The sequence below is a fragment of the Sandaracinobacter sp. genome (assembly GCF_041909755.1).
In the GTDB taxonomy this organism is placed as follows: Bacteria; Pseudomonadota; Alphaproteobacteria; order Sphingomonadales; family Sphingomonadaceae; genus Sandaracinobacteroides.
This window is the reverse complement of the sequence record NZ_JAYRCW010000004.1, coordinates 26,884-49,768: the sequence shown is the minus strand read 5'-3', so window position 1 is coordinate 49,768 and position 22,885 is coordinate 26,884. Positions and strand designations below refer to the sequence as shown.

The window sequence follows — 22,885 nt, the reverse complement described above, 5'->3', positions numbered from 1 at the left end:
CGGCTATGTTGCTGATCGGGCAGTATGATTCCCCTTTCGTGAGGCGGGTGGGGATCGCGCTGACCCTTTATGGGATGCCATTCCGGCAGGAAGGCCCATCGGTGTTCCGCAACGCGGACGAGATCGCCCGGCACAATCCCCTGCGCCGGGTGCCGACGCTGGTGCTGGACGACGGGCTGGCCTTGACCGACAGCATGGCGATCCTGGACGTGCTGGACGACATGGCGGGCCGGGAGCGGGCGCTGTTTCCGGTTGCCGGGCGGCCGAGATGGGAAGCCCAGCGGGCGGCTGCGCTGGCCTGCGGCATGGCGGAAAAGGCCGTCAGCCTGTTCTATGAGCGCGCCTTGCACGAGGTGACGTCTGACCTGTGGGAACAGCGCTGCATCGCGCAGATCCTGGACACGCTGGACAGGCTGGAGGCGGATTGGGCCGCACGGCCCGGCCCCTTCTGGGCCGGCGGCGCGATCGGCCATGCCGATATCGCCATGGCCTGCGCCTGGCGCTTCACGCAGGAAGCGCATCCGGGCCTGATCCCAAACGGGCGGCACCCCCATCTGGAGGCGCTTGCGGCCCGGTGCGAAGCGCTGCCTGCCTTCCGGGCGGTTTCCCAGCCCTTCTCTCCTCCGGCGCGATCCGGCCGGGGCTGATCTTCGCGCGGGCCGATCTATCAGAGTGAGAAGCAGGCTTTGTTGGCGCAGGGCCGGGCAGAGGCCTAAGGGGGCGTCATGGACTTCGACTATGATTATTTCGTGATCGGTGCGGGCTCTGGCGGGGTCCGCTCGTCGCGGATCGCGGCCGGGCATGGCGCGAAGGTGGCCGTCGCGGAGGAATTCCGCGTGGGCGGCACCTGCGTGATCCGCGGCTGCGTGCCCAAGAAGCTGCTGGTGATCGGCGCCCATTTTGCCGAGGATCTGGAAGACGCCCGCCGCTATGGCTGGGAGATCGAGGGCAAGCGGTTCGACTGGCCGACGCTGCGTGATAATGTGCTGGCCGACGTGGACCGGCTGGAGCGCGCCTATCAGTCCACGCTGGACAGCCACAAGGTGGAGACGATCCGTGGGCGGGCGACCCTGACCGGCCCGAACCGGGTGGCGGTGGACGGCCGCGAGGTGACGGCCCGCCATGTGCTGGTGGCGACGGGTGCGCGGCCGATGGTGCCGGCGATCCCGGGCGCGGATCTTGGCATCACCTCGAACGAGGTGTTTCACCTGCCCGCCCTGCCCAGGCGGGCGATCATCGTGGGCGCCGGCTATATTGCGAACGAATTCGCCGGAATCCTGCACGAACTGGGCGTGGACGTGACGCTGGTGGTGCGATCGGACACGCTGCTGCGCGGCTGGGATCGTTCGCTGGCGGACCGGCTGCTGGCGATCTCGACCGAAAAGGGCATCCAGTTCCGCTTCAACACGGTGCCGGCAAAGTTGGAGCGCCGGGACGACGGCAGCATCGCGATGACCTGCGAGAACGGCCGGGTGCTGGAAACCGACCTGCTGATCTGGGCCATCGGACGGGTGCCCAACAGCGAAGGGCTGGGGCTGGAGGCGCTGGGCCTTTCGCTGAAGCCGAACGGGGCGATTCCGGTGGACGCCGACAGCCGGAGCGCGCTGCCCTGGCTGCACGCTGTCGGCGACGTGACGGACCGGCTGCAGCTGACGCCCATCGCCATCCGCGAAGGCCATGCCCTGGCGGACCGGCTGTTCGGCAGCCGTCGCTGGCGCGTGGATCATGATTGCGTGCCGTCCGCCGTGTTCAGCCATCCGCCGCTGGCCAGCGTGGGATTGACCGAGGCAGATGCCCGCAACAGGCTTGGGGACGTTCGCATTTATACGAGTGATTTCAGGTCCATGAAGAACGTTCTTGCGGGCCGGAATGAGCGTTGCCTTTACAAGCTGGTGGTGGACGGCACCACGGACCGGCTGGTCGGGGCGCACATGATCGGGCCCGACTCGCCGGAAATTTTGCAGGCGCTGGCGATTGCCGTTAAGGCGGGCCTGACGAAGACGCAGCTGGACGAAACGGTCGCGCTGCATCCTTCCATGGCTGAAGAACTGGTGTTGATGCGATGACGAAAGCGAAGTGGACGCCGGAAAGCTGGCGCAAGGCCGAAGGCCGGCACATGCCATTGTGGCCGGATGCCGCGAAGGCGGCCGCCGTGGAAGCCGAAATGCGGAGCTTTCCGCCGCTGGTGTTCGCCGGCGAAACGCGCCAGCTGAAGGATCGGCTGGCCGATGTGGTGGCCGGTCGCGCTTTCCTGCTGCAGGGCGGGGATTGCGCCGAGAGCTTTGCGGAATTCCATCCGAACAACATCCGCGACACCTTCCGCGTGCTGCTGCAGATGGCCGTGACGCTGACGTTCGCCAGCCACATGCCGGTGGTGAAGGTGGGCCGGATGGCCGGCCAGTTCGCCAAGCCGCGGTCCTCTGACGTGGAAGAGGCCGGCGGGATCACCCTGCCCTCCTACCGGGGGGATATCGTGAACGACATCGCCTTCGAGGAAGCGGCGCGCGTGCCCGACCCCGAACGGCAGAAGCGCGCCTATATGCAGGCCGCCGCGACCCTGAACCTGCTGCGCGCCTTCGCGACGGGCGGCTATGCCAATCTGCACCAGGTGAACAAGTGGAACCTGGATTTCGTGGCCCGTTCCCCCTGGGCGGAGCGCTATGCCGAGGTGGCGAGCCGGATCGGCGAGGCGCTGGCCTTCATGGAAGCCTGCGGAATCTCGCCGGACACCGTGCCGCAGCTGAAGGGCACCGAATTCTACACCAGCCATGAAGCGCTGCTGCTGGGCTATGAAGAGGCGATGACGCGTCAGGACAGCCTGACCGGCAGCTGGGTGGACACATCCGCCCACATGTTGTGGATCGGGGATCGCACCCGGTTCGAGGGATCTGCCCACATCGAGTTCCTGCGCGGCGTGATCAACCCAATCGGCCTGAAGTGCGGGCCATCCATGAAACCGGACGAGCTGCTGCGCCTGATCGACACGCTGAACCCGGCGAACGAGGCCGGGCGGCTGACGCTGATCAGCCGGTTCGGCGCAGACAAGGTGGACGCGCATCTGCCCGCGCTGGTGCGGGCCGTGCAGCGCGAAGGGCGGCACGTGATCTGGTCGTGCGATCCGATGCACGGCAATACGGTGAAGGCCGGCTCCGGCTACAAGACGCGCCCCTTCGATCGCATCCTGGCAGAAGTGCGGCAGGTGTTCGCGGTTCATCGCGCCGAGGGCAGCTATATGGGCGGCATCCATATCGAGATGACCGGCCAGAACGTCACGGAATGCACCGGCGGCGCCGTTGCCGTCACCGACGAAGCGCTGGCGGACCGGTATCACACGCATTGCGATCCGCGCCTCAACGCCTCTCAGGCGCTGGAGCTGGCCTTCCTGCTGGCCGAGGAGCTGGCTGCCGTCCGCAAGGGCACGGCGAAGGCCGCCTGACGCCGGCTCAGGCGGGCGGCTGATCCGCCAGCAGGCGATCGGCCGCCGTCTTCCGGTGGCCGGTCGCGGGTGTCGTGCCCAGCGCCCTGCCCAGCCCGAATGCCGGCATGTTGCCATAGATGCATTCCACCTGTCCGGGGCGAAGCTCGATGGTTTCGTGGAAGATGCCGACGCTGGCGCCATCCGCGATCCCGACATTGCGCATGAAGGCTGTCCATGCCGGGCGGTGGAGCTGGCCGGCATCGCCCGCATAGCGGATCAGATCGTCGGTGGAGCGCCAGTATTGCTGCACGAGAATCCGTCGCCAGCCCACCCAGGTTTCGGCGGCGAGAAAACCTGAATCCGGATCAGCCGACAGCTCCGCGATCATCGGCCCCATCGACTTCGCGACCGGCACCCATTCCCGCATGGCCCGCCAGCGATTGACGCGCATGCCGATCAGGAACAGCACGCATGGGGCCTGAAGCGCGACCGTGTGGCGACCGAAACGGATGCTCATCCCGAATTCCTCCCGGCGGGAGCATGTTTCATTGGCCGTTGCTGTCAAGCCGCGTGCCGTCGGCGTTGCAGCGGCGGCCCGGATTGCGTATATCCGCTCCGCAAAAATCAGAACAAATGCATGTCGAGGGAGTAACGAATGAACGCACCGGTGAGCCCGAAGGACCTCTATCCTGCGGATCTGAAGTCCTGCGACTTCGAGGATCTGAAGCATGTGCCGGGGCCGGTGCCGGGGGGTTCCAGAACGCTGCGGACGATCAGGTTCCTTGCCGATCCACGCAAGATGATCGCCGAGCAGGCCGAAAAATTCGGCCCGGTGTTTCGCCGGCAGGATTATATGGGCTGGGGCGTCACCCTGCTGGGCCCGGACGCCAACGAACTGGTGCTGTTCAACAAGGACAAGATCTTTTCCAACAAGCTGGGCTGGGATCCGGTGCTGGAGCTGGTGTTCCCCAACGGCCTGATGATGATGGATTTCGATCCGCACCGGCAGGATCGCAAGACCCTTTCGGTCGCGTTCAAGCCGGCGCCGATGAAGGTTTATCTGAACGGGCTGAACGAGGGGATCGAGCGCCGGATCGGCAAGTGGAGCAGGACGGACAGCTTCAAATTCTATCCCGCGATCAAGGACCTGACGCTGGATCTGGCCGCCGGCTCCTTCCTGGGACTGCCCTGGGGGCCGGAGGCTGAAAAGATCAACCAGGCCTTCACCGACATGGTGCGCGCCTCTGTCGCCATCGTGCGGCGGCCGCTGCCCTTCACCCAGATGCGGCGCGGGGTTCAGGCGCGGGCCTATATGTGCGACTTCTTCGCGAAGGAGATCCCGAACCGCCGCGGCAAAGAGGGCGATGATTTCTTCACCCAGTTCTGCAACGCGCGGGACGAGGACGGCAACCTGCTGGGCGACCAGGCGATCATCGACCATATGAACTTCCTGATGATGGCGGCGCACGACACGCTGACATCCTCCATCACCTCGCTCGTCTATTGTCTGGGCATCAACCCCGAGTGGCAGGAGAAGCTGCGCGAGGAGGTGGACGGTGTGCGGGCACGGCATGGCGACGTGCTGCCCTATGAAGCGCTGGGCGAGCTGGAACTGGTGGAAATGGCCTTCAAGGAAGCCCTGCGGCTGGTGCCCCCGGTGCCGATGATGCCGCGCCGCGCGATCAAGGATTTCGAGTTCCAGGGCTACCGGATTCCGGCTGGTTCCGGCGTGGGCATCAACCCGCTCTATACCCACCATATGGAAGAGCATTGGCCCGAACCGGAGCGGTTCGATCCGCTGCGCTTCACCACGCAGATGTCGGCCAACCGGCACAAATATGCCTGGGTGCCGTTCGGCGGCGGGGCGCATATGTGCCTGGGGCTGCACTTCGCCTACATGCAGGCCAAGGCCTTCTTCTTCCGCCTGCTCTCTGAACGGCGGATCGTGCTGCCGGACGGCTATACCAGCGAGTTCTGGATGGTGCCGATCCCGCGCCCGAAGGACGGGCTGCCCGTCAGAATGCTTCCCCGCTGAGGCGCCGGAGGCGTTCCTTGGCGAGCGCCTCCACCCGCCCTTCCGCGATCGCATCGCGCAGGCCCTGCATCAGCTGCTGATAGTGCCAGATGTTGTGCTGCGTCAGCAGCATCGGGCCCAGCATTTCTTCCGCCTTGAACAGGTGGTGCAGATAGGCCCGGCTGTAATGCGCGCAGGTGGGGCATGGGCACTCCGCATCGAGCGGGCCGGTATCTTCCGCATGGCGGGCATTCCTGAGGTTCAGCGTGCCATCCATCACGAAGGCCTGGGCGGTGCGGCCCGAACGGGTGGGCAGCACGCAATCGAACATGTCCACCCCGCGCAGCACCGCGCCGATGATGTCCGACGGCTTGCCGACGCCCATCAGATAGCGCGGCTTGTCGTTCGGCAGCAGATCGGGTGCGTAATCCAGCGCTTCCAACATCGCCTGCTGGCCTTCGCCGACCGCAAGGCCGCCGATCGCATAGCCTTCGAAGCCGATCTCGATCAGCCGTTCGGCGGATTCCCGGCGCAGATCCGGAAAGAGGCTGCCCTGCTGGATGCCGAACAGGGCAGGCGCAGGGTTCGCTTCGAACGCGTCGCGCGAGCGTTTCGCCCAGCGCATCGACAGGCGCATGGAGCTTGCGGCCTGTTCGTGGGTGGCCGGGTGCTTCGTGCATTCGTCGAACGCCATCACGATATCCGACCCCAGCAGGCGCTGGATTTCGATGGAGCGTTCGGGGGAGACGAAATGCTTCGAGCCATCGACATGGCTCTGGAAGGAAACGCCTTCTTCCGTGATCTTCACAAGGCTCCCGAGGCTCATCACCTGGAAACCGCCGCTGTCTGTGAGGATCGGCTTTTCCCAGTTCATGAAGCGATGCAGCCCGCCCAGCCGGGCCATGCGCTCTGCCCCGGGGCGGAGCATCAGGTGATAGGTGTTGCCCAGGATGATGTCCGCGCCGGCGGCCCGCACCTGTTCGGGGTGCATGCCCTTCACGGTGGCGGCGGTGCCCACCGGCATGAAGGCAGGCGTGCGGATGGTGCCGCGATCCGTCTGGATCGTGCCCGTGCGGGCGCGGCCGTCTGTGGCGTGAAGCTGGAAATCGAACATGGTTGCGGCAGCGCTTAGGGCAGCAGCAGCGACGAGTCACCATAGCTGTAGAAGCGATAGCCATGCGCGATGGCGTGGGCATAGGCCGCCTGCATCCGATCCAGCCCCATCAGCGCGCTCACCAGCATGAACAACGTGCTTTTCGGCAAGTGGAAGTTCGTCATCAGCCCGTCGATGGCGCGAAAGCGATAGCCCGGCGTGATGAAGATGTCCGTGGTGCCCGTGAACGGCTCCAGCCCGGAGGATTCGAGCAGGCGCAGCGAGGTGGTGCCAACGGGGATGATGCGCCGACCTTCCGCCTTCGCCGCCTTCAGCCGGGCCGAGACATCGGCTGGCACATGGCCCCATTCGCTGTGCATGCGGTGATCCGCCGTGTCTTCTGCCTTCACGGGCAGGAAGGTGCCCGCGCCCACATGCAGTGTCACCGTTTCCCGCGTGATGCCGCGCGCGTCCAGCGCGGCCAGCAGATCGGCGGTGAAATGCAGCGCGGCGGTGGGGGCGGCGACCGCGCCGGGATCGCGGGCAAAGATGGTCTGGTAATCGCGGGTGTCGGCCTCGTCGATGCCCCGCTTGCGGGCGATATAGGGCGGCAGCGGCATCCGGCCGGCACGCTCCAGCGCCACTTCCAGCGGCTCGCTGCTTTCGAAACGCCAGTGGATTTCGCCGCCCTCAGCCTTGGACAGCACGATACCGTCCAGATCGGGGCCGAAACGCACCCGGTCCCCCGCCTTCAGCCGCCGGGAATTGCGAACGAACGAGAGCCATTCATAGGGGCCCAGCCGCATGTGCAGCGTGACATCGATGGTCGCTTCGCCCTTCCGGCCCGAAAGCTGGGCCGGGATCACCCGCGTGTCGTTCGTCACCAGCACGTCGCCCGGCGACAACAGCGCGGGCAACTGGTTCACGATGTGATCGGAAAGGCCCTGTGGCGAAACCCGCAGCAGCCGGGCGGAATCGCGCGGAACGGCCGGACGCAGGGCGATCCTGTCCTCTGGCAGCACGAAATCGAAATCGGCGACGCGCATGGGCGCAGCCTCAGTTCTTCGGCTGCTGGGCCTGTTGCAGCAGCTTGGCGGCTTCCTCGGCGACGGGATCGGTCGCGGCCTTCGGTGCCGGGAAGGCGGGCGGGGCCTTGTTGTCTGCCGCGATGGAGGCCTGCAGGATGCGCGACGGATTGGCGGGCGGCTCGCCCCGTTCGATCGCGTCCACCCACTGCATGCCCGAAAACACCCGGCCGAACACGGTGTAGGTGCGATCCAGCCTGAGAAGCGGCTGGAACATGATGAAGAACTGGCTGTTCGCGCTGTCCGGATCCTGGGTGCGGGCCATCGAAACGGTGCCGCGCACATGCGGCAGGTCGTTGAACTCGGCCTTCAGGTCCGGGAGGTCTGAACCGCCCTCCCCCGTGCCCTTGGGATCACCGGTCTGCGCCATGAAGCCGTCGATCACGCGGTGGAACAGGATGCCGTCGTAGAAACCGCGGCGTGTCAGCGTCTTGATCCGCTCCACATGGGCTGGCGCCACCTGCGGGCGTAGCAGGATCGCGACGCGACCACCGGTGGAGAGATCGAGATACAGGATGTTTTCCGGATCCATCAGCGGCGATGGCGAGGTTGCGACCACCGTGGGCGGCGCCTTGCCGGCATCCGCCTTCGGGGCGGATTCGTGCGGCAGCTGGCCGGCGAGGGCGGGCGAAGCGAAGGCCAGCGCAGCGGCTGCGAGCAGGAGGCGGATCATGAAAATGGTTTCTCGCTGGCGGACTGTTTCGGCAGGCTGAACGGCAAGAGATCAGCCCTTTCTGGCATTTGCGGCGATGCGTGCCTGCACTTCGGCGGCGATGCCTGCAGACACGAACTTGTCGATTACGCCGCCGTATGTGGCGATTTCCTTCACCAGCCGCGAAGCGATGGGTTGAAGCGCGACATCCGCCATCAGGAACACGGTTTCGATGTCCGCGTTCAGCTGCTGGTTCATGCCCGCCATCTGGAATTCATATTCGAAGTCCGCAACCGCGCGCAGGCCGCGCACGATCACGGATGCGCCCTGCTGTTCTGCAAAGTGCATGAGAAGGGCATCGAAGGACACCACTTCCACATTGCCGATGTGGGCCGTTTCCCGGCGGACATGGCCGACCCGCTCCTCCAGCGAGAACAGGGGCGACTTGGACGGGTTGGTGGCGACGCCGATGATCAGCTTGTCCACCAGCTTCGCGCCGCGCGCGATGATGTCCATATGCCCCAGCGTGATGGGATCGAAGGTTCCGGGATAGACACCGATCCGCATCAGCGGTCCCTTTCGATTGCGAAGCGGGCGATGGCGCGCAGAAGATCCGCTTCCGGGCCGAAGCCCTGGAGATGGTGGATGGCCTGATCAATCAGCATTTCGGCCTGCTTGCGGGCGCGTTCCACGCCAAGCAGCGAGACGAAGGTGGATTTGCCCCGCCCTTCATCCTTGCGCAGCGCCTTGCCGGCCGCTTCGGCGTCGCCCTCAACGTCGAGCAGGTCGTCCGCGATCTGGAAGGCGAGGCCCAGATCCCGTGCATAGCCCTTCAGCTTCAGCCGCGTCTGCGGGCCGACCTTGCCCATGATGGCGCCGGATTCGACCGCGAAGCCGATCAACGCCCCGGTCTTCAGTTGCTGAAGCCGGGTGGTGGTGGGCAGGTCGAAGGTGGCATTCTCGGCCTCGAGATCCATCATCTGGCCGCCGGCCATGCCGGCCGGGCCGGATGCGCGGGCCAGTTCCAGCACCAGTTCCGATCGCACGAAGGGGTCCTCGTGCGTCGCTTCATCCGCCAGAAGCTCGAAGGCGACGGCGAACAGGCTGTCTCCGGTCAGGACGGCGATGGCTTCGTCGAACGCCTTGTGGACGGTCGGCTTGCCGCGCCTGAGGTCGTCGTCGTCCATGCAGGGCAGATCATCGTGGACGAGGCTGTAGACATGGACCAGCTCGATCGCGAGGGCGACGCGCAGGGCGCGTTCCCTGTCGACGTTGAAAAGGTCGCAGGCTGCCACGACGAGCAGCGGCCGCATCCGCTTGCCGCCGCCGATCACCGAATAGCGCATCGCTTCATAGAGGCGGCGGCGGGGATCTTCCGGCAGGGGGAACAGCCGGTCGAACCGGGTATCGACGGCTTCGCTGATGGCTTCGAGCGCGGGTTTCAGATGGTGGTTTGCTTGCATGGGATCCGTTCAGCCGGGAAAGGGGGTTTCGCCGGCAGGGCGGCCGTCGGGGTCGATCTGGAGCTGGGCGATGCGGGCTTCGGCCGCCGACAGCCGGGCTTCGCAATGGGCCTTCAGCGCCTGCGCTTCCTCGTACAGGCCGATGGCGGCTTCCAGCGGGGCATCGCCGGATTCCAGCTGCTTCACGATCGCCTCGAGGCGCTGCAGCGCGGCTTCGAAACTCAGCGTGGAAATGTCGTCTGTTGCGGCCATACACTCTCCGGCTTGGGCCTTTGGACGGCGGCGGTTGGCCGGTCAAGCCATCTGCGCCACTTGCCCGGCCCGCCCCCCGGTCCTAGCGTTCGCCGGCACATTTCAAGGAGCCCTCTTTTGCGCCAGTTCGCCCTTGCCGCCCTGCTGATGTCCATGCCGGCCGCTGCCGCCGTTCCGCTTGCAAAGGTGGAGGCGGAAGCCAACGCGATCGAGGCGAAAGTGATCGGCTGGCGGCGCGACATCCACCAGCACCCCGAACTGGGCAACCGCGAGGTGCGGACGGCGGCCCTGGTGGCGAAGCATCTGCGCGCGCTGGGCTATGAGGTGCGGGAAAAGGTGGGCGTGACCGGCGTTGTCGGCGTGCTGAAGGGCGGCAGGCCCGGCGGCGTGGTGGCGCTGCGGGCGGACATGGACGCCCTGCCCGTGAAGGAGGCGACCGGCCTGCCCTTCGCCTCCACCGCCACGGGCACCTATAATGGCGCAACCGTGCCGGTGGCCCATGCCTGCGGGCATGACGCGCATGTCGCCATGCTGATGGGCGCGGCGGACGTGCTGGCGAAGCTGAAGGCCGATGTGCCGGGCACGGTGGTGCTGATCTTCCAGCCCGCCGAGGAAGGCCCGCCCCCCGGCGAGAAGGGCGGCGCGCAACTGATGAAGGACGAAGGCGCCATCGCCTCGCCCGTGCCGGATGCGATCTTTGGCATCCATGTATGGCCGGCGCGGGCGGGCACGCTGGCGTGGCGGCCGAAGGGCATGATGGCCGAAGCACGGCGGGTGAAGATCACCATCGACGGCAGCCAGACGCACGGCGCGCAGCCCTGGCGCGGGATCGACATCATCTCGCAGGCGGCCACGACCATTCAGGAGGTGAACAGGCTGACGGCGCGGACGATCGACCCGACCAGTTTCCCGACCGTGCTGACCATCGCCACCGTGAATGCCGGGGTTCGCTTCAACATCATTCCCGACCAGCTGGAAATGGGGGGAACGATGCGCACCTTTGATGTGGCGCAGCGCGACCGTCTGATGGCCGACGTGACGAAAATGGTGGATTCAGTGGCACTTGCCTATGGCAGCAAGGCGAAGACCGAGTTTTTCCTGTCGGGCCCGCTGACCTATAACGAGCCTGCCCTTTCGGACTGGCTGCAGGGGCCGCTGACAGAAGCGGCGGGGACCGGCAACATCAATCCGGCCGCCACGCCGGTCACACCATCCGAGGATGTGAGCGTGTTCATGGAGGCTGTCGGCGGCGTCTATTATTTCCTGGGCATCAGCCCGGACGGCGTCTCGGCGGAGGACACGCCGCCCAATCACAGCCCCTTCTTCACCGTGAACGAGAAGGCGCTGACAACGGGGGTGAAGGCGCATGTGCTGAGCGCCATGCGCTTTCTGGAACAGCAGCCCCGCCGCGACCGGCCCGCAAACTGACGGATGAAGGGGCCGGTGCGGCCCGTGCCGCACCAACCCCCCGCAGCAAGCCCGTCAGGCAGCGACGACGCGCAGGCGGCGGCGGGCAGAGGCGCCGACCAGGCCGAAACCGAAGATCATCATCGCCCAGGTCGCCGCTTCCGGCACCCCGGCCGTCACTTCGGTGACGCTGATCGTGGTGAGCGGCGTGAGCGCGGCATAGCCGCCGCCGGGATTGTCGACGCTGTTGGTGATGCCCGGCCCGCCATAGTCATAGAGATTGTACGACACGCCGCCGGCGGTGAAGGAGATGCCGTTGATCGTGAAATAGGGGGCGCCGGCCAGCAGGGTCTGGTTGGCAGATGCAAAGCTGCTGAGGCCCGTGATCATGTTGCCGTTCAAAAGGCCGTCGATCCCGACGACGGTCGACGGCGCGCTATCCAGCGTGTGGAAGTGCCCGCTGCCCGTGTAGCCCGGTGCAGTGAAGTTGAACAGGTAGGTTGCGGACATCGCCGGCGTGGCCATTGCCACCACCAGGCCGGCAATCACGGCGCGTGCGGACTTCATGTTCATTTTGCGACCCCTTGTGCTTTTCCTTGTTCTTGTCAGCACAATGGCGCAGGCCGTGTTGCAATTCCATTTAAAATTCTAATTGTAAATCAATATATTAATACTGTTTCACAATGTGAAATCCGAATTCGGTCATGCCGCTCCGGCAGCCTTGGCGCGTTCTTCGGCCTCCAGTTCCTTGCGGCTGAGCTTGCCGATCATCGTCTTGGGCAGGCTCTCCCGGATGTCCACGCCGACGACCCGTTCATGCTTGCCCAGATGGCCGTTCAGCCATTTCAGCAGCTCGTCAGGGGTGGCGACGGCTTCGTCTGCGAGCGTGACGAAGGCCTTCGGCCGTTCGCCCAGATAGGCGTCCGGCACGCCGATCACGATCGCCTCCTTCACTGCCGGGTGGGTGTAGAGCACATCCTCCACCTGGCTGGGGAAGACCTTGAAGCCGCCGACGATGATCATGTCCTTCAGCCGGTCGACGATGCGGTAATAGCCGTCGGCGTCCACATCTGCGACATCGCCCGTGCGCAGGAAGCCGTCAGCGAAGACGCCGACATTGTCGTGCTTCCAATAGCCCTTCATCATCTGCGGGCCGCGGAAGGCCAGTTCGCCGTTCGCGCCTGGCGCAGCAGGCTTCGTGGGGTCGTCCTTGTCCAGCAGGCGGATTTCCGTGCCGGGCACGGGCTGGCCGATGGTGCCGGGCTTGCCGCCCGAATAAGGGTTCGCCGCAACCACGCCGGAGCTTTCCGTCAGGCCATAACCCTCGATCAGCTTTGCGCCCGTCGCCGCCTCGAACGCGATCTGCAGCGGTTCCGGACATGGCGCACCGCCCGAAATGCAGATGCGGATCGAGCTGAGGTCGTAGCGGCCGAGCTGCGGGTGATCGAGAAGCGCGCGATACATGGTCGGCACGCCGGGAAGCGCGGTGATCTTCGTGCGCGCGATGGTTTGCAGTGCGGCCTTCACCTCGAACTTCGGCAGCAGCACCATCTGCGCACCCTTCAGGATGGTGCGGTTCATGATGCAGGTGTGGGCGAAGATGTGGAACAGCGGCAGCGCGGCCAGGATGCGGTCCGGCGCGTCCGGCTGATCGTCTATGGCGTTCACCTGCTGCGCATTGATCGAAAGGTTCGCGTGCGTCAGCATGGCGCCCTTGGGCGCACCCGTGGTGCCGCCGGTATATTGCAGCAGCGCGACTTCGTCCGTGGTGGGGGTCGGCCCCTGCGGCTGATACTCCGCACCGGCCAGCAGGGTCGCGAACGGCACATGCCGCTCATCCTGTTCGAAGCGGCTGCGCTCGCTGCGTTTGAACAGGCGATAGAGGAGCGATTTGGCCGGCGGCAGTGCTTCGGCCACATTGCCGATCACCAGCGCCTTCAGGCGGCTGGACTTCAGCACCGCTTCGATCGTGGGCAGCAGGGCCTTGGCATCCAGCGTGACCATCACATCGGCCTCGCTGTCCTCCACCTGGTGGCAGAGTTCATCGACCGTGTAGAGCGGCGAGAAATTGGCCAGCCGGGCGCCCACCGTCCAGGCGGCGTAGGCGGCAATCACATAATGGGGGCAGTTGGGCAGGAACAGGCCAACGGTGGAGCCGGGCCCGATCCCCATGGCGCGGAACCCGGCCGCCGCCTTGCGCACCTGTACCGCCAGTTCGCCATAGCTGGTGACGGCGCCCATGAAGTCGATCGCAGGGGCATCCGGCAGCCGCGCGGCGGTGCGGAACAGCAGGTCCGGCATCCAGCTGGGTTCGAACACCGTGTCCAGCGGCGTCGGGTGGTCATATCTCGGCATGATCGTGTCAGGGCTTTCGGGTTGCGGTGATGCGGATCTTCACGGGAACCGGAAACGCGACCCACGCCCCCGGGGCGTCGCTTTCCATCCCGATCCGGAAACTGCGGCGGTCGAGGCTGGTCTGACCGGTCATGACGGCGGTGTTGCCCTGGATCGCAAGCGTGAAAGGAAGCGAAACCGGAACGCTGACGCCGCGCAGGCTGAGCGTGCCTTTCGCCAGATACTGGCCGGGCTTCACCTGCGTGATGCTTGTGGATTGAAAGCGCGCGACCGGGTTCTTCTTCACATCGAACCAGTCCGCGCCGGGCAGGCTTGCGTTCACCGTCTTGTCGTTGGTCGTCGCTGCCGCAAGATCGATGCTGACATCGACACGCGCCTGCGCCAGCTTCGCCGGATCGAACCGGATGGCGGCGCTGAACTTCGGGAACCGTCCCTCGACCGCCTCCCCGTTCCAGCCCGGGCTGAAGGCGATGCCGGATTGCGCAGGCACCACGAGCCAGTCGCTGGCGGCCGCCGGGGCGGCCACCAGCAGGATCAGGAGGGCGGCGATGGCCCGCATCAGGCCGCCGTCTTGCGCAGGAACGGCAGCATCCGGGCCAGCACATCGTCCCTGTCGAGGAAGTGGTGCTTCAACGCCCCGCCCACGTGCAGCACGAACAGGCCGACGCCGATGAACGCCATCACCTCATGCGCTTCGGAAGCCGCGCCGCTGATCGCCGCGCTGGTCGCGACAGGCAGGTGCGGCCATTCGAAGAGCCCGAAATACATGGTCGGGAAGCCGAGCGGGCTTGCCGACACCATCACCCAGCCCGACAGCGGCACGAGGATCATGATGGCGTAGAAGCCCACATGGGTGACCTTCGCCAGCAGCCGTTCGATCGAAGTCATGTGCGCGGGCAGCGGCGGCGCCCCCGCCGTCAGCCGCAGGGCAAGCCGCGCGAGACTGAGGACGAGAACGGTGAGCCCGAAGCTCTTGTGCAGTTGCACGATCGTGAAGCCCAGCTGCTTCTGCGCGGCGGTTGCGTCGGGCTTCAGCAGGTCCTCCATCAGCAGGCCGCCGACGAAGTTGCCGATGATGAGAAGCGCGATCAGCCAGTGAAGGGTGATCGCGACGCGGCTGTAGCTGCTGCGGGGCGCGCTCACTTCTTGAAGAACTCGGCTTCGATGATCACCTTGATCTCGTCGCCCAGCGGCCCCTGAAGTGCGGCCGAGCCGAAGTCGGAGCGCTTGAAGCTGCCGGTGGCGCTGAAGCCGAGGACCGGAATCTTGCGCATCGGATGCTCCTTCGCGCCGTTCAGCGTGACATCCAGCGTGACCGGCTTGGTGACGCCCAGCAGCGTGAGGTCGCCCGTCAGCTTGCCGGTGGTCGCGCCCGTCGCCGTCAGCCCGGTCGACTTGAAGGTGATGGTGGGGAACTGGCCTGCCTGCAGGAACTTCTCAGCGATCACCTTGTCGAAATCCTCCTTCTCGGGGAAGGGAAAGTCGGTGCGAACGGATTTCGGATCGATCGTGACGGTGACGGCGGAGTTGGTCGGCACCTTCGGATCCAGCGTGATCGTCGCATCGAAGCTGGCGAAGCGCGCGGTGTAGTTCGAAAGACCGAGGTGGCTGATCGTGAAGGTCAGGCTGCCGTGCGTCTTGTCGAGGCCATATTCGCCCGCGGGCACGCCGAGCGGCGCGGCCTGCGCCAGAAGCGGCGCTACGGGCGCCATGGCGAACATGGCCGCAGCCGCGATCATCGAATGGACAAGCTTCATCATTGCCTCCTGCATCGGAATTGACAGGCGCTGATGCTAGTCGGCAGCCCCCCGACCGACAAGGCCGGCCGGGGGATAGAACATCTATGGGGCCCCTCAGGCGGCCGCGAGTTCCGGGTTTGCCATCGCGAACAGGGTGCGCATCTGCGACAGCGAGAAGAGGTGCGCATAGACAAGACCAAGCATGCCGTTCTGCACCATCTTGCGGGCCTGATCGCCGCGGATATTCTGCAGCTTCTGTTCGTCGATCATCTTGAAGCCGGCGAAGGTCGCGGGCTGGTCCATGCCGGGGTTCTGGATCTGGGCCTGGCCGTCCATCAGCAGGCCAAGCTTGTTCAGCTCGTCCATGAAGCTCTTGGTGCGGGCGATGGCCTGTTCGAACTGCTCGCAGAATTGCAGCACATTCTTCGTGGCCTGCGTGGGTTGCTTGTCCGCGTCGAACAGCTTGTTGTCCCCACCGTCCACAACCAGGCCGGCCTGATCGTCGAACACCAGGCTGAGCACATTGGCGTCGGGCGTCAGCCGGGCCAGCATGAAGGGGTGGCGACGGATATAGGCCGGGACATAAGTGCCCTCCATCCACCTGCCGTCGGCATCTACGAACAGGTTCTCGCCCTCGCGCAGGCCGACAAGCGCCAGCGGAACGCCCTCAGGCCCGTCCGAAAAGACGATCGGGTAATGGCGCTGGGCCGACACGAATTCGTCAACCGTGATCGGCACGGCATGGGTGCCGCGCGCGAACTTCAGTTCCGTGCGTTCGACAAGGCCATGATTGGCGTGCAGGTCAGAGGTCAGCGGAATGAGGTTCTGGTAGAAAAGGGGAAGCGGGGCTGCGGGTTGGCTGGCCATCTGGAATTCCTGCTTGATCCTGTGGAAGGCGCCGCGCAGTTCGCCACGGCATGCCGGTTTTGGCGGCGGCTCTAGCGCGGCATCAGGCGGGGCGCAAGCAAGCCGCCGTCAGGCGAACAGCTTGCCCGGATTCAGGATCCCCTGCGGATCGAGCGCGGCCTTGATCGCGCGCATGGCGGCAAGCTTCGCTGGATCGCCAAGGCGCGCCAGTTCCGCCGCCTTCAGCGTGCCGATGCCATGTTCCGCCGAGATCGAGCCGTGGAAGCGGGCGATCAGATCATGCAGCTGCGTGCGGGCCTGTTCGCCGTCCTGCTTCAGCCAGCCGGCCGGCGCCCCGACGGGCGGCAGGATGTTCCAGTGCAGATTGCCGTCGCCCATGTGGCCGAAAACGAAGGCGCGGGTTCCCGGATGCGTGGCCGCCAGCAGGCGAACGGCTTCGGCATGAAAGGCCGGCACATCGGCAACGGCCACGGAAATGTCGTTCTTGATCGAGCCGCCGTCGCGCTTTTCGGCCTCTGGTATGGATTCCCGGATCGCCCACATGCCGCCCGCCTGCGCATCCGACGCGGCGATTGCGGCATCCTCCACCTCGCCCGCGTCGATGGCGGCGGCGAGAACCGATTCCATCACCGACGGCGGCGCGCCCAGATCGATCAGCACATGATAGCGATGCGCGCCGGACAAGGGCGACCGGAGCGCGGGCATGTGATGGAGCGTCAGGTCATGCGCCTCGGCCGAGATCAGCTCGAAGCTCTCCACCGTTTCGCCCGCTTCGGCGCGAAGCCGCCGGAGCAGCGCCAGCGCCTGTTCGGCCGAGGCCAGGCCCGCCCAAGCGGTTGTCCGCTGCGTGAGCGCGGGCGCGAGCCGCAGCGCAACGCGGGTGACGACGCCAAGCGTTCCTTCCGCCCCGATCAGCAGCTGTTTCAGATCATAGCCGCTGTTGTCCTTCCTGAGCGCCGACAGCTGGTTCAGCACCGATCCGTCGGGCAGCACAGCCTCCATCCCCAGCACCAGCGACCGCATCGTGCCGTGCCGCAGCACCTGCACCCCGCCCGCATTGGTGGAAACCAGCCCGCCAACGGTGGCGCTGCCCTTTGCACCCAGCGACAGCGGAAAGCGGCAACCCGCTTCCTCGGCAGCCGAATGGACATTGGCGAGGATCGCGCCTGCCTCCGCGACCATGGACAGGCCGGCCGGGTCGATCGATTCGATCGCCGCCATGCGGCGCATGGACAGGACCACAACGGGCCCAACCGGCTGCGGTTCCGGAACGCCGCCGCCGACAAGGCCGGTGTTGCCGCCCTGCGGCACCAGCCCCACGCCATGACGGCCCGCCCAGCGGACAATGCTGACCACGTCCGCCGTGCTGCGCGGCAACAGAAGCGCATCCGCCCTGCCCGTCTTCTGGCCGCGCCAGTCCGTCAGGTGCGGGGCGAGATCTTCCGGTGCCGTGCGGACGATATCGGCCGGCAATTCGGCGAGCGCGGCCTGCGGCAGGCTGGACATCCCCGGCCCGCCTCAGTCCTTCACCAGTTTCTCGATCTTGGCCTGAAGCGCCCGAAGCTCGGCCTTCAGGGCCTTCACATCGTCTTCGGCTTCGGGGGCCGCCTGCGGTTGCGGCGCGCCGGGCTGCGTTCCCCACATGTCGGCGGCAGCCTTCATCATCGCCATGTTCTGGCGGGCCAGCGCCTCGAACGGGTTCGAGCCGCCCGCCATCATGCCCATCATGGTGCTGCGCACCTGTTCCTGGTTGCGGCGGAAGGCTTCCATCGAAGCCTCGAGATAGTGCGGCACCATCGCCTGCATCTGATCGCCGTACATGGCGATCAGCTGGCGCAGGAAGCTGACGGGAAGCAGGGTCGTGCCCCTATTCTCTTCCTCGACGATGATCTGGGTGAGAACGCTGTGGGTGATATCGTCGCCGGACTTGGCGTCCACCACCTTGAACTCGCGTCCCTGCCGCGTCATCGCAGAGAGATGTTCCAGCGTGATGTAGCTGGAGCTTTCCGTGTCATACAGGCGGCGATTCGCGTATTTCTTGATGATGACGGGGGCGGCATCGCCTTCGGTGGATTGGGGCATTGGTTCCGATCCGGGAGAAAAATGGAATGGAAACCGACTTAGCATGTGCAGCAAGGGGCCGCAAACGGCGTGCGTTTGCAGCCGTGCTGCGCAGCATCGGCGTCCGGCATGACTGAGCGGCGCAAGGGCCGCGGGCGCGGGCCGCATCCGCTGCCCCTGTTCCTGTCTCTGGCCAGCCGGAAGCTGGGCGACGATCCGGAGCGGTTGAAGGCGGTTCTGGACGGGCTGAACCGTTACCAGTCTGCGCCGCCGACGGCGCCGATGCCGCCGATGGCCGAACTGGCCCGGCGGGGCGGCGTGCGGCTGCTGGAGGCGGGCGGGCCTGTGGACGGGCCGCTGCTGGTGGTGATCCCCTCGCTGATCAATGCGCCGGCCGTGCTGGATCTGGCGCCGGGCCGATCGCTGGTGCGGCACCTGGCGGCCGAAGGGCATCATGTGCTGCTGCTGGACTGGGGGCCGATGGGCCGGAGCGAGCGCAGGCTGGGCATGGCCGGGCTGGTTTCCGCGCGGCTGATGCCGTTGCTGCGCCAGCTTCCGGGGCAGGTTTCGCTGCTGGGCTATTGCATGGGCGGCACGCTGGCCGTTGCCGCCGCACAGCTTCTGGGCGCGCGGCTGAACCGGCTGGCGCTGATCGCGGCGCCCTGGCACTTCGACGGCTTCCCGGCAGAGGCGCGCCGCGCGGCGCTGGAGACATGGACGACGATAAGGCCGCTGGGCGCGGGCCTGGGCGCGGTTCCCGTGACGCTGCTGAACCCGCTGTTCTGGAGCCTGGACGAGGACGCCGTGCTGGCGAAGTTCGAGGCGCTGTCCCGCCGCCCGGCGGATGATCCGCATGTCGGCTGGTTCGCGGCCGTGGAGGACTGGGCCAACAGCGGCGCGCCCCTGCCCCTGCCCGCCGCGCGGGACATGTTCCTGAAGGCGTTCGGCGCAGACCGGATCGGGCGCGGCCTGTGGCGCGTGGGCGGGCAGGCGATCGATCCGGGCGCGATCACCGCCCCCATCCTGGATTTCGGGGCGACGAAGGACCGCATCGTGCCGCCGGCCGCGCGCCTGCGCAGGGCTGGGATCGACCGCCGCGACGTCAATTCCGGGCATGTCGGCATGGTGGTCGGCTCCGGCGCGGCCGAAACCCTGTGGGTGCCGCTTTCAAACTGGCTGCACGGCCGCTAGAGCGGGGCGGAAACGGCCCCGCCGCGCGGTTCCCCTCGCCGGGCCACAGGACCACGAAAGGACGCCCCGATGACCGAAGTCGTGATTGCCGCCGCCCGCCGCACCCCTGTCGGCAGCTTCATGGGCAGCTTCGGAAGCACGCCGGCGCATGTGCTGGGCAAGGCGGCGATCGAGGCTGCGCTGGCCGATGCGGGCATTGCCGGCGCGGACGTGGGCGAGGTGATCCTGGGCCAGGTGCTGACGGCGGCGCAGGGGCAGAACCCGGCGCGGCAGGCTTCCATGGCGGCCGGCGTGCCGCAGGAGGTGCCGGCGTGGGGCGTGAACCAGGTGTGCGGATCGGGCCTGCGCACCGTCGCGCTGGCGGCGCAGGCGATCCGCAACGGCGATCATGCGATCATGGTGGCCGGCGGGCAGGAATCCATGTCGCTTTCCACGCATGCGCAGGCGCTGCGCGCCGGGCAGAAGATGGGCGCGCTGGAACTTGTGGACACCATGATCAAGGATGGCCTGTGGGACGCCTTCAACGGCTATCACATGGGAATGACGGCGGAAAATATCGCGGAGCGCTATCAGATCAGCCGGGCCGCGCAGGATGAGTTCGCCACCGCCAGCCAGAACAAGGCCGAAGCCGCGAAGAAAGCTGGCCGGTTCCGCGATGAAATCGTTCCCGTCACGCTGAAGGGCCGCAAGGGCGATGTCGTGGTGGACAGCGACGAATATATCCGCGACGGCGCCACGGTGGAGGCGATGGCAGCGCTGAAGCCCGCCTTCAAGAAGGACGGCAGCGTGACGGCGGCGAACGCCTCTGGCCTGAACGACGGGGCGGCTGCGCTGGTGCTGATGTCGGCGGCGGAAGCCGCCCGCCGCGGCGCGCCGGTTCTGGCAAAGGTGAAGAGCTGGGCGTCGGTCGGCGTCGATCCGGCCGTGATGGGGCTGGGGCCGATCCCGGCTTCGAAGAAGGCGCTGGAAAAGGCGGGCTGGAGCGTTGCCGACCTGGACCTGATCGAAGCGAACGAGGCCTTCGCCGCGCAGGCGCTGGCGGTGGGGCAGGAACTGGGCATCGATCCGGCGAAGCTGAACGTGAACGGCGGCGCGATCGCCATCGGCCACCCCATCGGTGCATCAGGCGCGCGCATCCTGGTGACGCTGCTGCACGAAATGCAGCGCCGCGACGCGAAGAAGGGCCTTGCCACCCTGTGCATCGGCGGCGGCATGGGCATCGCGCTGACCGTGGAGCGCTGATGTCGGCAGGCGAGGCGATTGCGGGCGAGGAGCTGGCGCCCGCGCGGTTGAACAGGCGGCCTTCGCCGCCCGGCGAGGGCGAGGCGATCCTGTGGCAGGGCCGCCCGCGAATGCTGGTGCGCAAGCTGTGGGAGCTGGCGGGATTCCTGCTGCTGCTGGGCCTGCTGACCTGGGCGGCCGTGGGGCTGATCCGGCCGCATCTGGCGGGTTCGCAGTTTGCGGGACAGCCGGACAACCCGTCGATGCCGCTGATCCTGTTGATGGTGGCGGGGATGGTGATGATCATCGCCCTGCCCGTCTGGCTGCGATCCAGCGCGCGGGCGCGGGCGCATTACATGCTGACAAGCCGCCGGGCGCTGGTGTGGGTGGGCGGCCGCATCGCGGGCGAGGCGCAGCTGTTCGGCGCGGAGATGGAATCCGGTGCGCAGGAGCTGCGCTTTTCAGCCCCGCACATGTATCTGAGCTGGCGGCTGAAGGACGAAGGCGCGGACCGGCTTCGCTTCGAGCAGATCGCGGATGCCCCGGCAGTCGCCGCGCTGGCCGAGGAGCATGGCGCGCGCTGGCTGAACCGGCCGGAAGACGAGCAAGCCGGCGGAACGCCGTCAGGCGGCTGAGGACGGGCGGGCCTTGATGCGGGCATGATAGGCCTGCACGTTGGGATGTTCCGCCCCTGCGCGCAGGTTCACCCATTTGGCGAAGTCGATCGACACGAAGGCGGTGATGTCGGCCACGCTGAACCGGTCGATCGCGACAAACTCCCGCCCTTCCAGATGCCGTTCCAGCCTGTCGAGCCAGTGGCGGGCTAGCAGCAGCCCGCGTTCGGTGAGGCCGGGAATGCGCGGGGTTGCGGGGGAAGCGCCGGCCGCCCCGCGATCGGCATAGGCCTCCGCCGAGTTGCGGAAGGCGGCGGCGATGTTGAACAGGCCCTCGAACTCCATCCGCCGCTGCTGCTGCTCCACCTCTGCCTGTTCGAAGGGCGTTTGGCCGAACAGGTCGGGTTCAGGATGCAGGGCTTCGAAATAGCGGCAGATGGCCATGCTTTCGTCCAGCACCCGGCCGTCATCCAGCTGCAGTGTCGGCACCAGGCCTCGCGGGTTGATCGCCAGATAGTCGGCCGAGAGATTTTCGCCCGACGGGATGTCCACCGGCACCATCGGCACGTCGATGCCCTTTTCCGCCAGGAACATCCGCACCCGGCGCGGGTTGGGCGCCTTCGCCATGTCATAGAGTTTCATGGGTCTTTCATTTCCTCCCCATTGTCGCTATACGCCGCGCCACCATGCAAGGTCACGTCTCCAAACAGCTAATTCGACGCGGCTGACCGCCGCGCGCCCCGCATTTGGGCGCAGCGCGGCGGGCGGGTGGCTGGCGGCCATCCGGCGGGGCAGAAGCCCCCAGGGAGAAGAGGCAGTTTCGGGCAATCGGGTTCGGGTAAAGCCTCCGGAAGTTCAAACTTCCTTCATGATCACGAAACAAATCAATTGCATGGACGCGCCTGTGGACTTTCTATCTCAAGATGCCGTGTCCCCCGCACGGGTGGACGACCTTCTGGACCTCTGTTTCGGGCCTGCCCGGCAGAAGCGCACCGCCAGCGTCCTTCGCGCTGGCGCGCCGCGCATCGATCGCGCCAGCTTCGTGGCGCTGGACGGCGACGAGCTTGTTGGCAGCGTGGAATGCTGGGACCTGGAGTGGCGGCACCCCATGGGAACCCGCCGCATCGCGCTGCTGGGGCCGCTGGTTTCCCACCCCGGCCGGCGTGGCGAACAGATCGGCGTGCGGCTGATGGACCTGGCGCTTGCGGAGCTGGACGCCCTGCACCTGCCCGTGATGCTGATCGGCGACGAGCCCTATTATGGCCGCTGGGGCTTTTCCGCCCAGCACACCGGCGAATGGACGCTGCCGGGGCCAGTCGACCGGGACAGGCTGCTGCTGCGGGCAAAGGCCGGGCACCGGCTGCGCGGCCCTGCCCAGCTGGCGGCGCACGGCATCGGCAGCGCCGCCGCCTGACAGCCCCGGCGCCACCTCGCAGCTTCGCTGCTTGACGCC

At 66.6% G+C, this 22,885-nt stretch carries 25 protein-coding genes; 9 read left to right on the top strand and 16 right to left on the bottom strand.

Features of this window, described 5'->3' with window-relative positions:
• Positions 1 to 5: 5 nt before the first annotated feature.
• The 3 genes from ACE3O8_RS01435 (at position 6) to ACE3O8_RS01425 (ending at position 3,436) form a co-directional block, all read left to right on the top strand.
• Entirely contained in the window at positions 6 to 647 is a 642-nt protein-coding gene (locus tag ACE3O8_RS01435; protein ID WP_374386013.1) for a glutathione S-transferase family protein, read from the top strand.
• A gap of 78 nt (positions 648 to 725) precedes the next feature.
• On the top strand, positions 726 to 2,066 hold the full coding sequence (gene gorA, locus ACE3O8_RS01430; RefSeq protein ID WP_374386011.1) for a glutathione-disulfide reductase: 1,341 nt from the start codon (positions 726 to 728) through the stop codon (positions 2,064 to 2,066).
• On the top strand, positions 2,063 to 3,436 hold the full coding sequence (locus tag ACE3O8_RS01425) for a class II 3-deoxy-7-phosphoheptulonate synthase (RefSeq protein ID WP_374386009.1): 1,374 nt from the start codon (positions 2,063 to 2,065) through the stop codon (positions 3,434 to 3,436). The genes gorA and ACE3O8_RS01425 overlap by 4 nt, the downstream gene beginning before the upstream one ends.
• A gap of 7 nt (positions 3,437 to 3,443) precedes the next feature.
• On the opposite strand, the gene ACE3O8_RS01420 is transcribed toward ACE3O8_RS01425, so the two are convergent.
• Positions 3,444 to 3,935 (bottom strand): DUF4188 domain-containing protein, encoded by a 492-nt coding sequence (locus ACE3O8_RS01420; RefSeq protein WP_374386007.1) that lies wholly within the window; start codon positions 3,933 to 3,935, stop codon positions 3,444 to 3,446.
• A gap of 138 nt (positions 3,936 to 4,073) precedes the next feature.
• Between ACE3O8_RS01420 and ACE3O8_RS01415 the strand changes: the two genes are divergently transcribed.
• Positions 4,074 to 5,453 (top strand): cytochrome P450, encoded by a 1,380-nt coding sequence (locus ACE3O8_RS01415; RefSeq protein ID WP_374386005.1) that lies wholly within the window; start codon positions 4,074 to 4,076, stop codon positions 5,451 to 5,453.
• On the opposite strand, the gene tgt is transcribed toward ACE3O8_RS01415, so the two are convergent.
• The 6 genes from tgt to ACE3O8_RS01385 are packed head-to-tail and all read right to left on the bottom strand — an operon-like array spanning position 5,434 to position 9,977.
• The gene (tgt, locus tag ACE3O8_RS01410) at positions 5,434 to 6,546 is read right to left on the bottom strand and encodes a tRNA guanosine(34) transglycosylase Tgt (RefSeq protein WP_374386003.1); all 1,113 of its coding nucleotides are present in this window, start codon (positions 6,544 to 6,546) and stop codon (positions 5,434 to 5,436) included. The two genes, ACE3O8_RS01415 and tgt, sit on opposite strands and share 20 nt — an antisense overlap.
• A 14-nt stretch (positions 6,547 to 6,560) precedes the next feature.
• On the bottom strand, positions 6,561 to 7,571 hold the full coding sequence (queA, locus tag ACE3O8_RS01405; protein ID WP_374386001.1) for a tRNA preQ1(34) S-adenosylmethionine ribosyltransferase-isomerase QueA: 1,011 nt from the start codon (positions 7,569 to 7,571) through the stop codon (positions 6,561 to 6,563).
• 10 nt (positions 7,572 to 7,581) lie between these two features.
• Positions 7,582 to 8,283 (bottom strand): peptidylprolyl isomerase, encoded by a 702-nt coding sequence (locus tag ACE3O8_RS01400; RefSeq protein ID WP_374385999.1) that lies wholly within the window; start codon positions 8,281 to 8,283, stop codon positions 7,582 to 7,584.
• A gap of 51 nt (positions 8,284 to 8,334) precedes the next feature.
• Positions 8,335 to 8,829 carry a pantetheine-phosphate adenylyltransferase gene (gene coaD / locus ACE3O8_RS01395; RefSeq protein WP_374385997.1) on the bottom strand — a complete coding sequence of 165 codons (495 nt, stop codon included), beginning with the start codon at positions 8,827 to 8,829 and terminating at the stop codon, positions 8,335 to 8,337.
• A complete protein-coding gene (locus tag ACE3O8_RS01390; protein ID WP_374385994.1) occupies positions 8,829 to 9,725 on the bottom strand; it encodes a polyprenyl synthetase family protein in 897 nt (298 codons plus the stop codon). Before ACE3O8_RS01390 ends, coaD begins: the two co-directional genes overlap by 1 nt.
• A 9-nt stretch (positions 9,726 to 9,734) precedes the next feature.
• On the bottom strand, positions 9,735 to 9,977 hold the full coding sequence (locus ACE3O8_RS01385) for an exodeoxyribonuclease VII small subunit (RefSeq protein ID WP_374385992.1): 243 nt from the start codon (positions 9,975 to 9,977) through the stop codon (positions 9,735 to 9,737).
• Between the two features lie 117 nt (positions 9,978 to 10,094).
• Here ACE3O8_RS01385 and ACE3O8_RS01380 point away from each other — a divergent pair, with 117 nt between their 5' ends.
• Complete coding sequence (locus ACE3O8_RS01380; RefSeq protein WP_374385989.1) at positions 10,095 to 11,405, top strand: amidohydrolase; 1,311 nt, start codon at positions 10,095 to 10,097, stop codon at positions 11,403 to 11,405.
• 54 nt (positions 11,406 to 11,459) lie between these two features.
• Here the strand turns inward: ACE3O8_RS01380 and ACE3O8_RS01375 are convergent, their stop codons facing one another.
• The 8 genes from ACE3O8_RS01375 to phaR form a co-directional block, all read right to left on the bottom strand.
• The gene (locus ACE3O8_RS01375) at positions 11,460 to 11,957 is read right to left on the bottom strand and encodes a PEPxxWA-CTERM sorting domain-containing protein (protein WP_374385987.1); all 498 of its coding nucleotides are present in this window, start codon (positions 11,955 to 11,957) and stop codon (positions 11,460 to 11,462) included.
• A gap of 129 nt (positions 11,958 to 12,086) precedes the next feature.
• Positions 12,087 to 13,739: a long-chain fatty acid--CoA ligase gene (locus tag ACE3O8_RS01370; RefSeq protein ID WP_374385985.1), complete on the bottom strand. Its 1,653-nt coding sequence runs from the start codon at positions 13,737 to 13,739 to the stop codon at positions 12,087 to 12,089.
• 7 nt (positions 13,740 to 13,746) lie between these two features.
• Positions 13,747 to 14,298 (bottom strand): YceI family protein, encoded by a 552-nt coding sequence (locus ACE3O8_RS01365; RefSeq protein WP_374385983.1) that lies wholly within the window; start codon positions 14,296 to 14,298, stop codon positions 13,747 to 13,749.
• Positions 14,298 to 14,882: a cytochrome b gene (locus ACE3O8_RS01360; protein ID WP_374385981.1), complete on the bottom strand. Its 585-nt coding sequence runs from the start codon at positions 14,880 to 14,882 to the stop codon at positions 14,298 to 14,300. Before ACE3O8_RS01360 ends, ACE3O8_RS01365 begins: the two co-directional genes overlap by 1 nt.
• Entirely contained in the window at positions 14,879 to 15,496 is a 618-nt protein-coding gene (locus ACE3O8_RS01355; RefSeq protein WP_374385979.1) for a YceI family protein, read from the bottom strand. Before ACE3O8_RS01355 ends, ACE3O8_RS01360 begins: the two co-directional genes overlap by 4 nt.
• 96 nt (positions 15,497 to 15,592) lie before the next feature.
• On the bottom strand, positions 15,593 to 16,345 hold the full coding sequence (locus ACE3O8_RS01350) for a SapC family protein (RefSeq protein WP_374385977.1): 753 nt from the start codon (positions 16,343 to 16,345) through the stop codon (positions 15,593 to 15,595).
• A 108-nt stretch (positions 16,346 to 16,453) separates the two neighbouring features.
• Positions 16,454 to 17,851, bottom strand: coding sequence for an FAD-binding oxidoreductase (locus tag ACE3O8_RS01345; protein ID WP_374385975.1), 1,398 nt, complete (start codon positions 17,849 to 17,851; stop codon positions 16,454 to 16,456).
• A 12-nt stretch (positions 17,852 to 17,863) separates the two neighbouring features.
• The gene (gene phaR, locus ACE3O8_RS01340) at positions 17,864 to 18,427 is read right to left on the bottom strand and encodes a polyhydroxyalkanoate synthesis repressor PhaR (RefSeq protein ID WP_374385973.1); all 564 of its coding nucleotides are present in this window, start codon (positions 18,425 to 18,427) and stop codon (positions 17,864 to 17,866) included.
• Between the two features lie 108 nt (positions 18,428 to 18,535).
• Between phaR and ACE3O8_RS01335 the strand changes: the two genes are divergently transcribed.
• The 3 genes from ACE3O8_RS01335 (at position 18,536) to ACE3O8_RS01325 (ending at position 21,453) form a co-directional block, all read left to right on the top strand.
• Entirely contained in the window at positions 18,536 to 19,597 is a 1,062-nt protein-coding gene (locus ACE3O8_RS01335) for an alpha/beta fold hydrolase (protein WP_374385971.1), read from the top strand.
• A gap of 69 nt (positions 19,598 to 19,666) precedes the next feature.
• Entirely contained in the window at positions 19,667 to 20,839 is a 1,173-nt protein-coding gene (locus ACE3O8_RS01330; RefSeq protein WP_374385969.1) for an acetyl-CoA C-acetyltransferase, read from the top strand.
• Positions 20,839 to 21,453: a hypothetical protein gene (locus ACE3O8_RS01325; protein WP_374385966.1), complete on the top strand. Its 615-nt coding sequence runs from the start codon at positions 20,839 to 20,841 to the stop codon at positions 21,451 to 21,453. Before ACE3O8_RS01330 ends, ACE3O8_RS01325 begins: the two co-directional genes overlap by 1 nt.
• On the opposite strand, the gene ACE3O8_RS01320 is transcribed toward ACE3O8_RS01325, so the two are convergent.
• Complete coding sequence (locus ACE3O8_RS01320) at positions 21,442 to 22,074, bottom strand: glutathione S-transferase family protein (RefSeq protein ID WP_374385964.1); 633 nt, start codon at positions 22,072 to 22,074, stop codon at positions 21,442 to 21,444. The two genes, ACE3O8_RS01325 and ACE3O8_RS01320, sit on opposite strands and share 12 nt — an antisense overlap.
• 250 nt (positions 22,075 to 22,324) lie before the next feature.
• Between ACE3O8_RS01320 and ACE3O8_RS01315 the strand changes: the two genes are divergently transcribed.
• Positions 22,325 to 22,846 carry a GNAT family N-acetyltransferase gene (locus ACE3O8_RS01315; protein ID WP_374385962.1) on the top strand — a complete coding sequence of 174 codons (522 nt, stop codon included), beginning with the start codon at positions 22,325 to 22,327 and terminating at the stop codon, positions 22,844 to 22,846.
• Positions 22,847 to 22,885: the final 39 nt, after the last annotated feature.

What these genes read in the sequence shown, in the direction of transcription:
- ACE3O8_RS01385 (WP_374385992.1), bottom strand. Translation starts at nt 9,977, where the DNA reads ATGGCCGCAACAGACGACATTTCCACGCTGAGTTTCGAAGCCGCGCTG.
- gorA (WP_374386011.1), top strand. Translation starts at nt 726, where the DNA reads ATGGACTTCGACTATGATTATTTCGTGATCGGTGCGGGCTCTGGCGGG.
- ACE3O8_RS01425 (WP_374386009.1), top strand. Translation starts at nt 2,063, where the DNA reads ATGACGAAAGCGAAGTGGACGCCGGAAAGCTGGCGCAAGGCCGAAGGC.
- ACE3O8_RS01315 (WP_374385962.1), top strand. Translation starts at nt 22,325, where the DNA reads ATGGACGCGCCTGTGGACTTTCTATCTCAAGATGCCGTGTCCCCCGCA.
- ACE3O8_RS01355 (WP_374385979.1), bottom strand. Translation starts at nt 15,496, where the DNA reads ATGAAGCTTGTCCATTCGATGATCGCGGCTGCGGCCATGTTCGCCATG.
- phaR (WP_374385973.1), bottom strand. Translation starts at nt 18,427, where the DNA reads ATGCCCCAATCCACCGAAGGCGATGCCGCCCCCGTCATCATCAAGAAA.
- ACE3O8_RS01345 (WP_374385975.1), bottom strand. Translation starts at nt 17,851, where the DNA reads ATGTCCAGCCTGCCGCAGGCCGCGCTCGCCGAATTGCCGGCCGATATC.
- ACE3O8_RS01365 (WP_374385983.1), bottom strand. Translation starts at nt 14,298, where the DNA reads ATGCGGGCCATCGCCGCCCTCCTGATCCTGCTGGTGGCCGCCCCGGCG.
- ACE3O8_RS01370 (WP_374385985.1), bottom strand. Translation starts at nt 13,739, where the DNA reads ATGCCGAGATATGACCACCCGACGCCGCTGGACACGGTGTTCGAACCC.
- ACE3O8_RS01375 (WP_374385987.1), bottom strand. Translation starts at nt 11,957, where the DNA reads ATGAACATGAAGTCCGCACGCGCCGTGATTGCCGGCCTGGTGGTGGCA.
- ACE3O8_RS01320 (WP_374385964.1), bottom strand. Translation starts at nt 22,074, where the DNA reads ATGAAACTCTATGACATGGCGAAGGCGCCCAACCCGCGCCGGGTGCGG.
- ACE3O8_RS01330 (WP_374385969.1), top strand. Translation starts at nt 19,667, where the DNA reads ATGACCGAAGTCGTGATTGCCGCCGCCCGCCGCACCCCTGTCGGCAGC.
- ACE3O8_RS01420 (WP_374386007.1), bottom strand. Translation starts at nt 3,935, where the DNA reads ATGAGCATCCGTTTCGGTCGCCACACGGTCGCGCTTCAGGCCCCATGC.
- ACE3O8_RS01325 (WP_374385966.1), top strand. Translation starts at nt 20,839, where the DNA reads ATGTCGGCAGGCGAGGCGATTGCGGGCGAGGAGCTGGCGCCCGCGCGG.
- ACE3O8_RS01390 (WP_374385994.1), bottom strand. Translation starts at nt 9,725, where the DNA reads ATGCAAGCAAACCACCATCTGAAACCCGCGCTCGAAGCCATCAGCGAA.
- queA (WP_374386001.1), bottom strand. Translation starts at nt 7,571, where the DNA reads ATGCGCGTCGCCGATTTCGATTTCGTGCTGCCAGAGGACAGGATCGCC.
- ACE3O8_RS01415 (WP_374386005.1), top strand. Translation starts at nt 4,074, where the DNA reads ATGAACGCACCGGTGAGCCCGAAGGACCTCTATCCTGCGGATCTGAAG.
- coaD (WP_374385997.1), bottom strand. Translation starts at nt 8,829, where the DNA reads ATGCGGATCGGTGTCTATCCCGGAACCTTCGATCCCATCACGCTGGGG.
- ACE3O8_RS01435 (WP_374386013.1), top strand. Translation starts at nt 6, where the DNA reads ATGTTGCTGATCGGGCAGTATGATTCCCCTTTCGTGAGGCGGGTGGGG.
- ACE3O8_RS01335 (WP_374385971.1), top strand. Translation starts at nt 18,536, where the DNA reads ATGACTGAGCGGCGCAAGGGCCGCGGGCGCGGGCCGCATCCGCTGCCC.
- ACE3O8_RS01350 (WP_374385977.1), bottom strand. Translation starts at nt 16,345, where the DNA reads ATGGCCAGCCAACCCGCAGCCCCGCTTCCCCTTTTCTACCAGAACCTC.
- ACE3O8_RS01400 (WP_374385999.1), bottom strand. Translation starts at nt 8,283, where the DNA reads ATGATCCGCCTCCTGCTCGCAGCCGCTGCGCTGGCCTTCGCTTCGCCC.
- tgt (WP_374386003.1), bottom strand. Translation starts at nt 6,546, where the DNA reads ATGTTCGATTTCCAGCTTCACGCCACAGACGGCCGCGCCCGCACGGGC.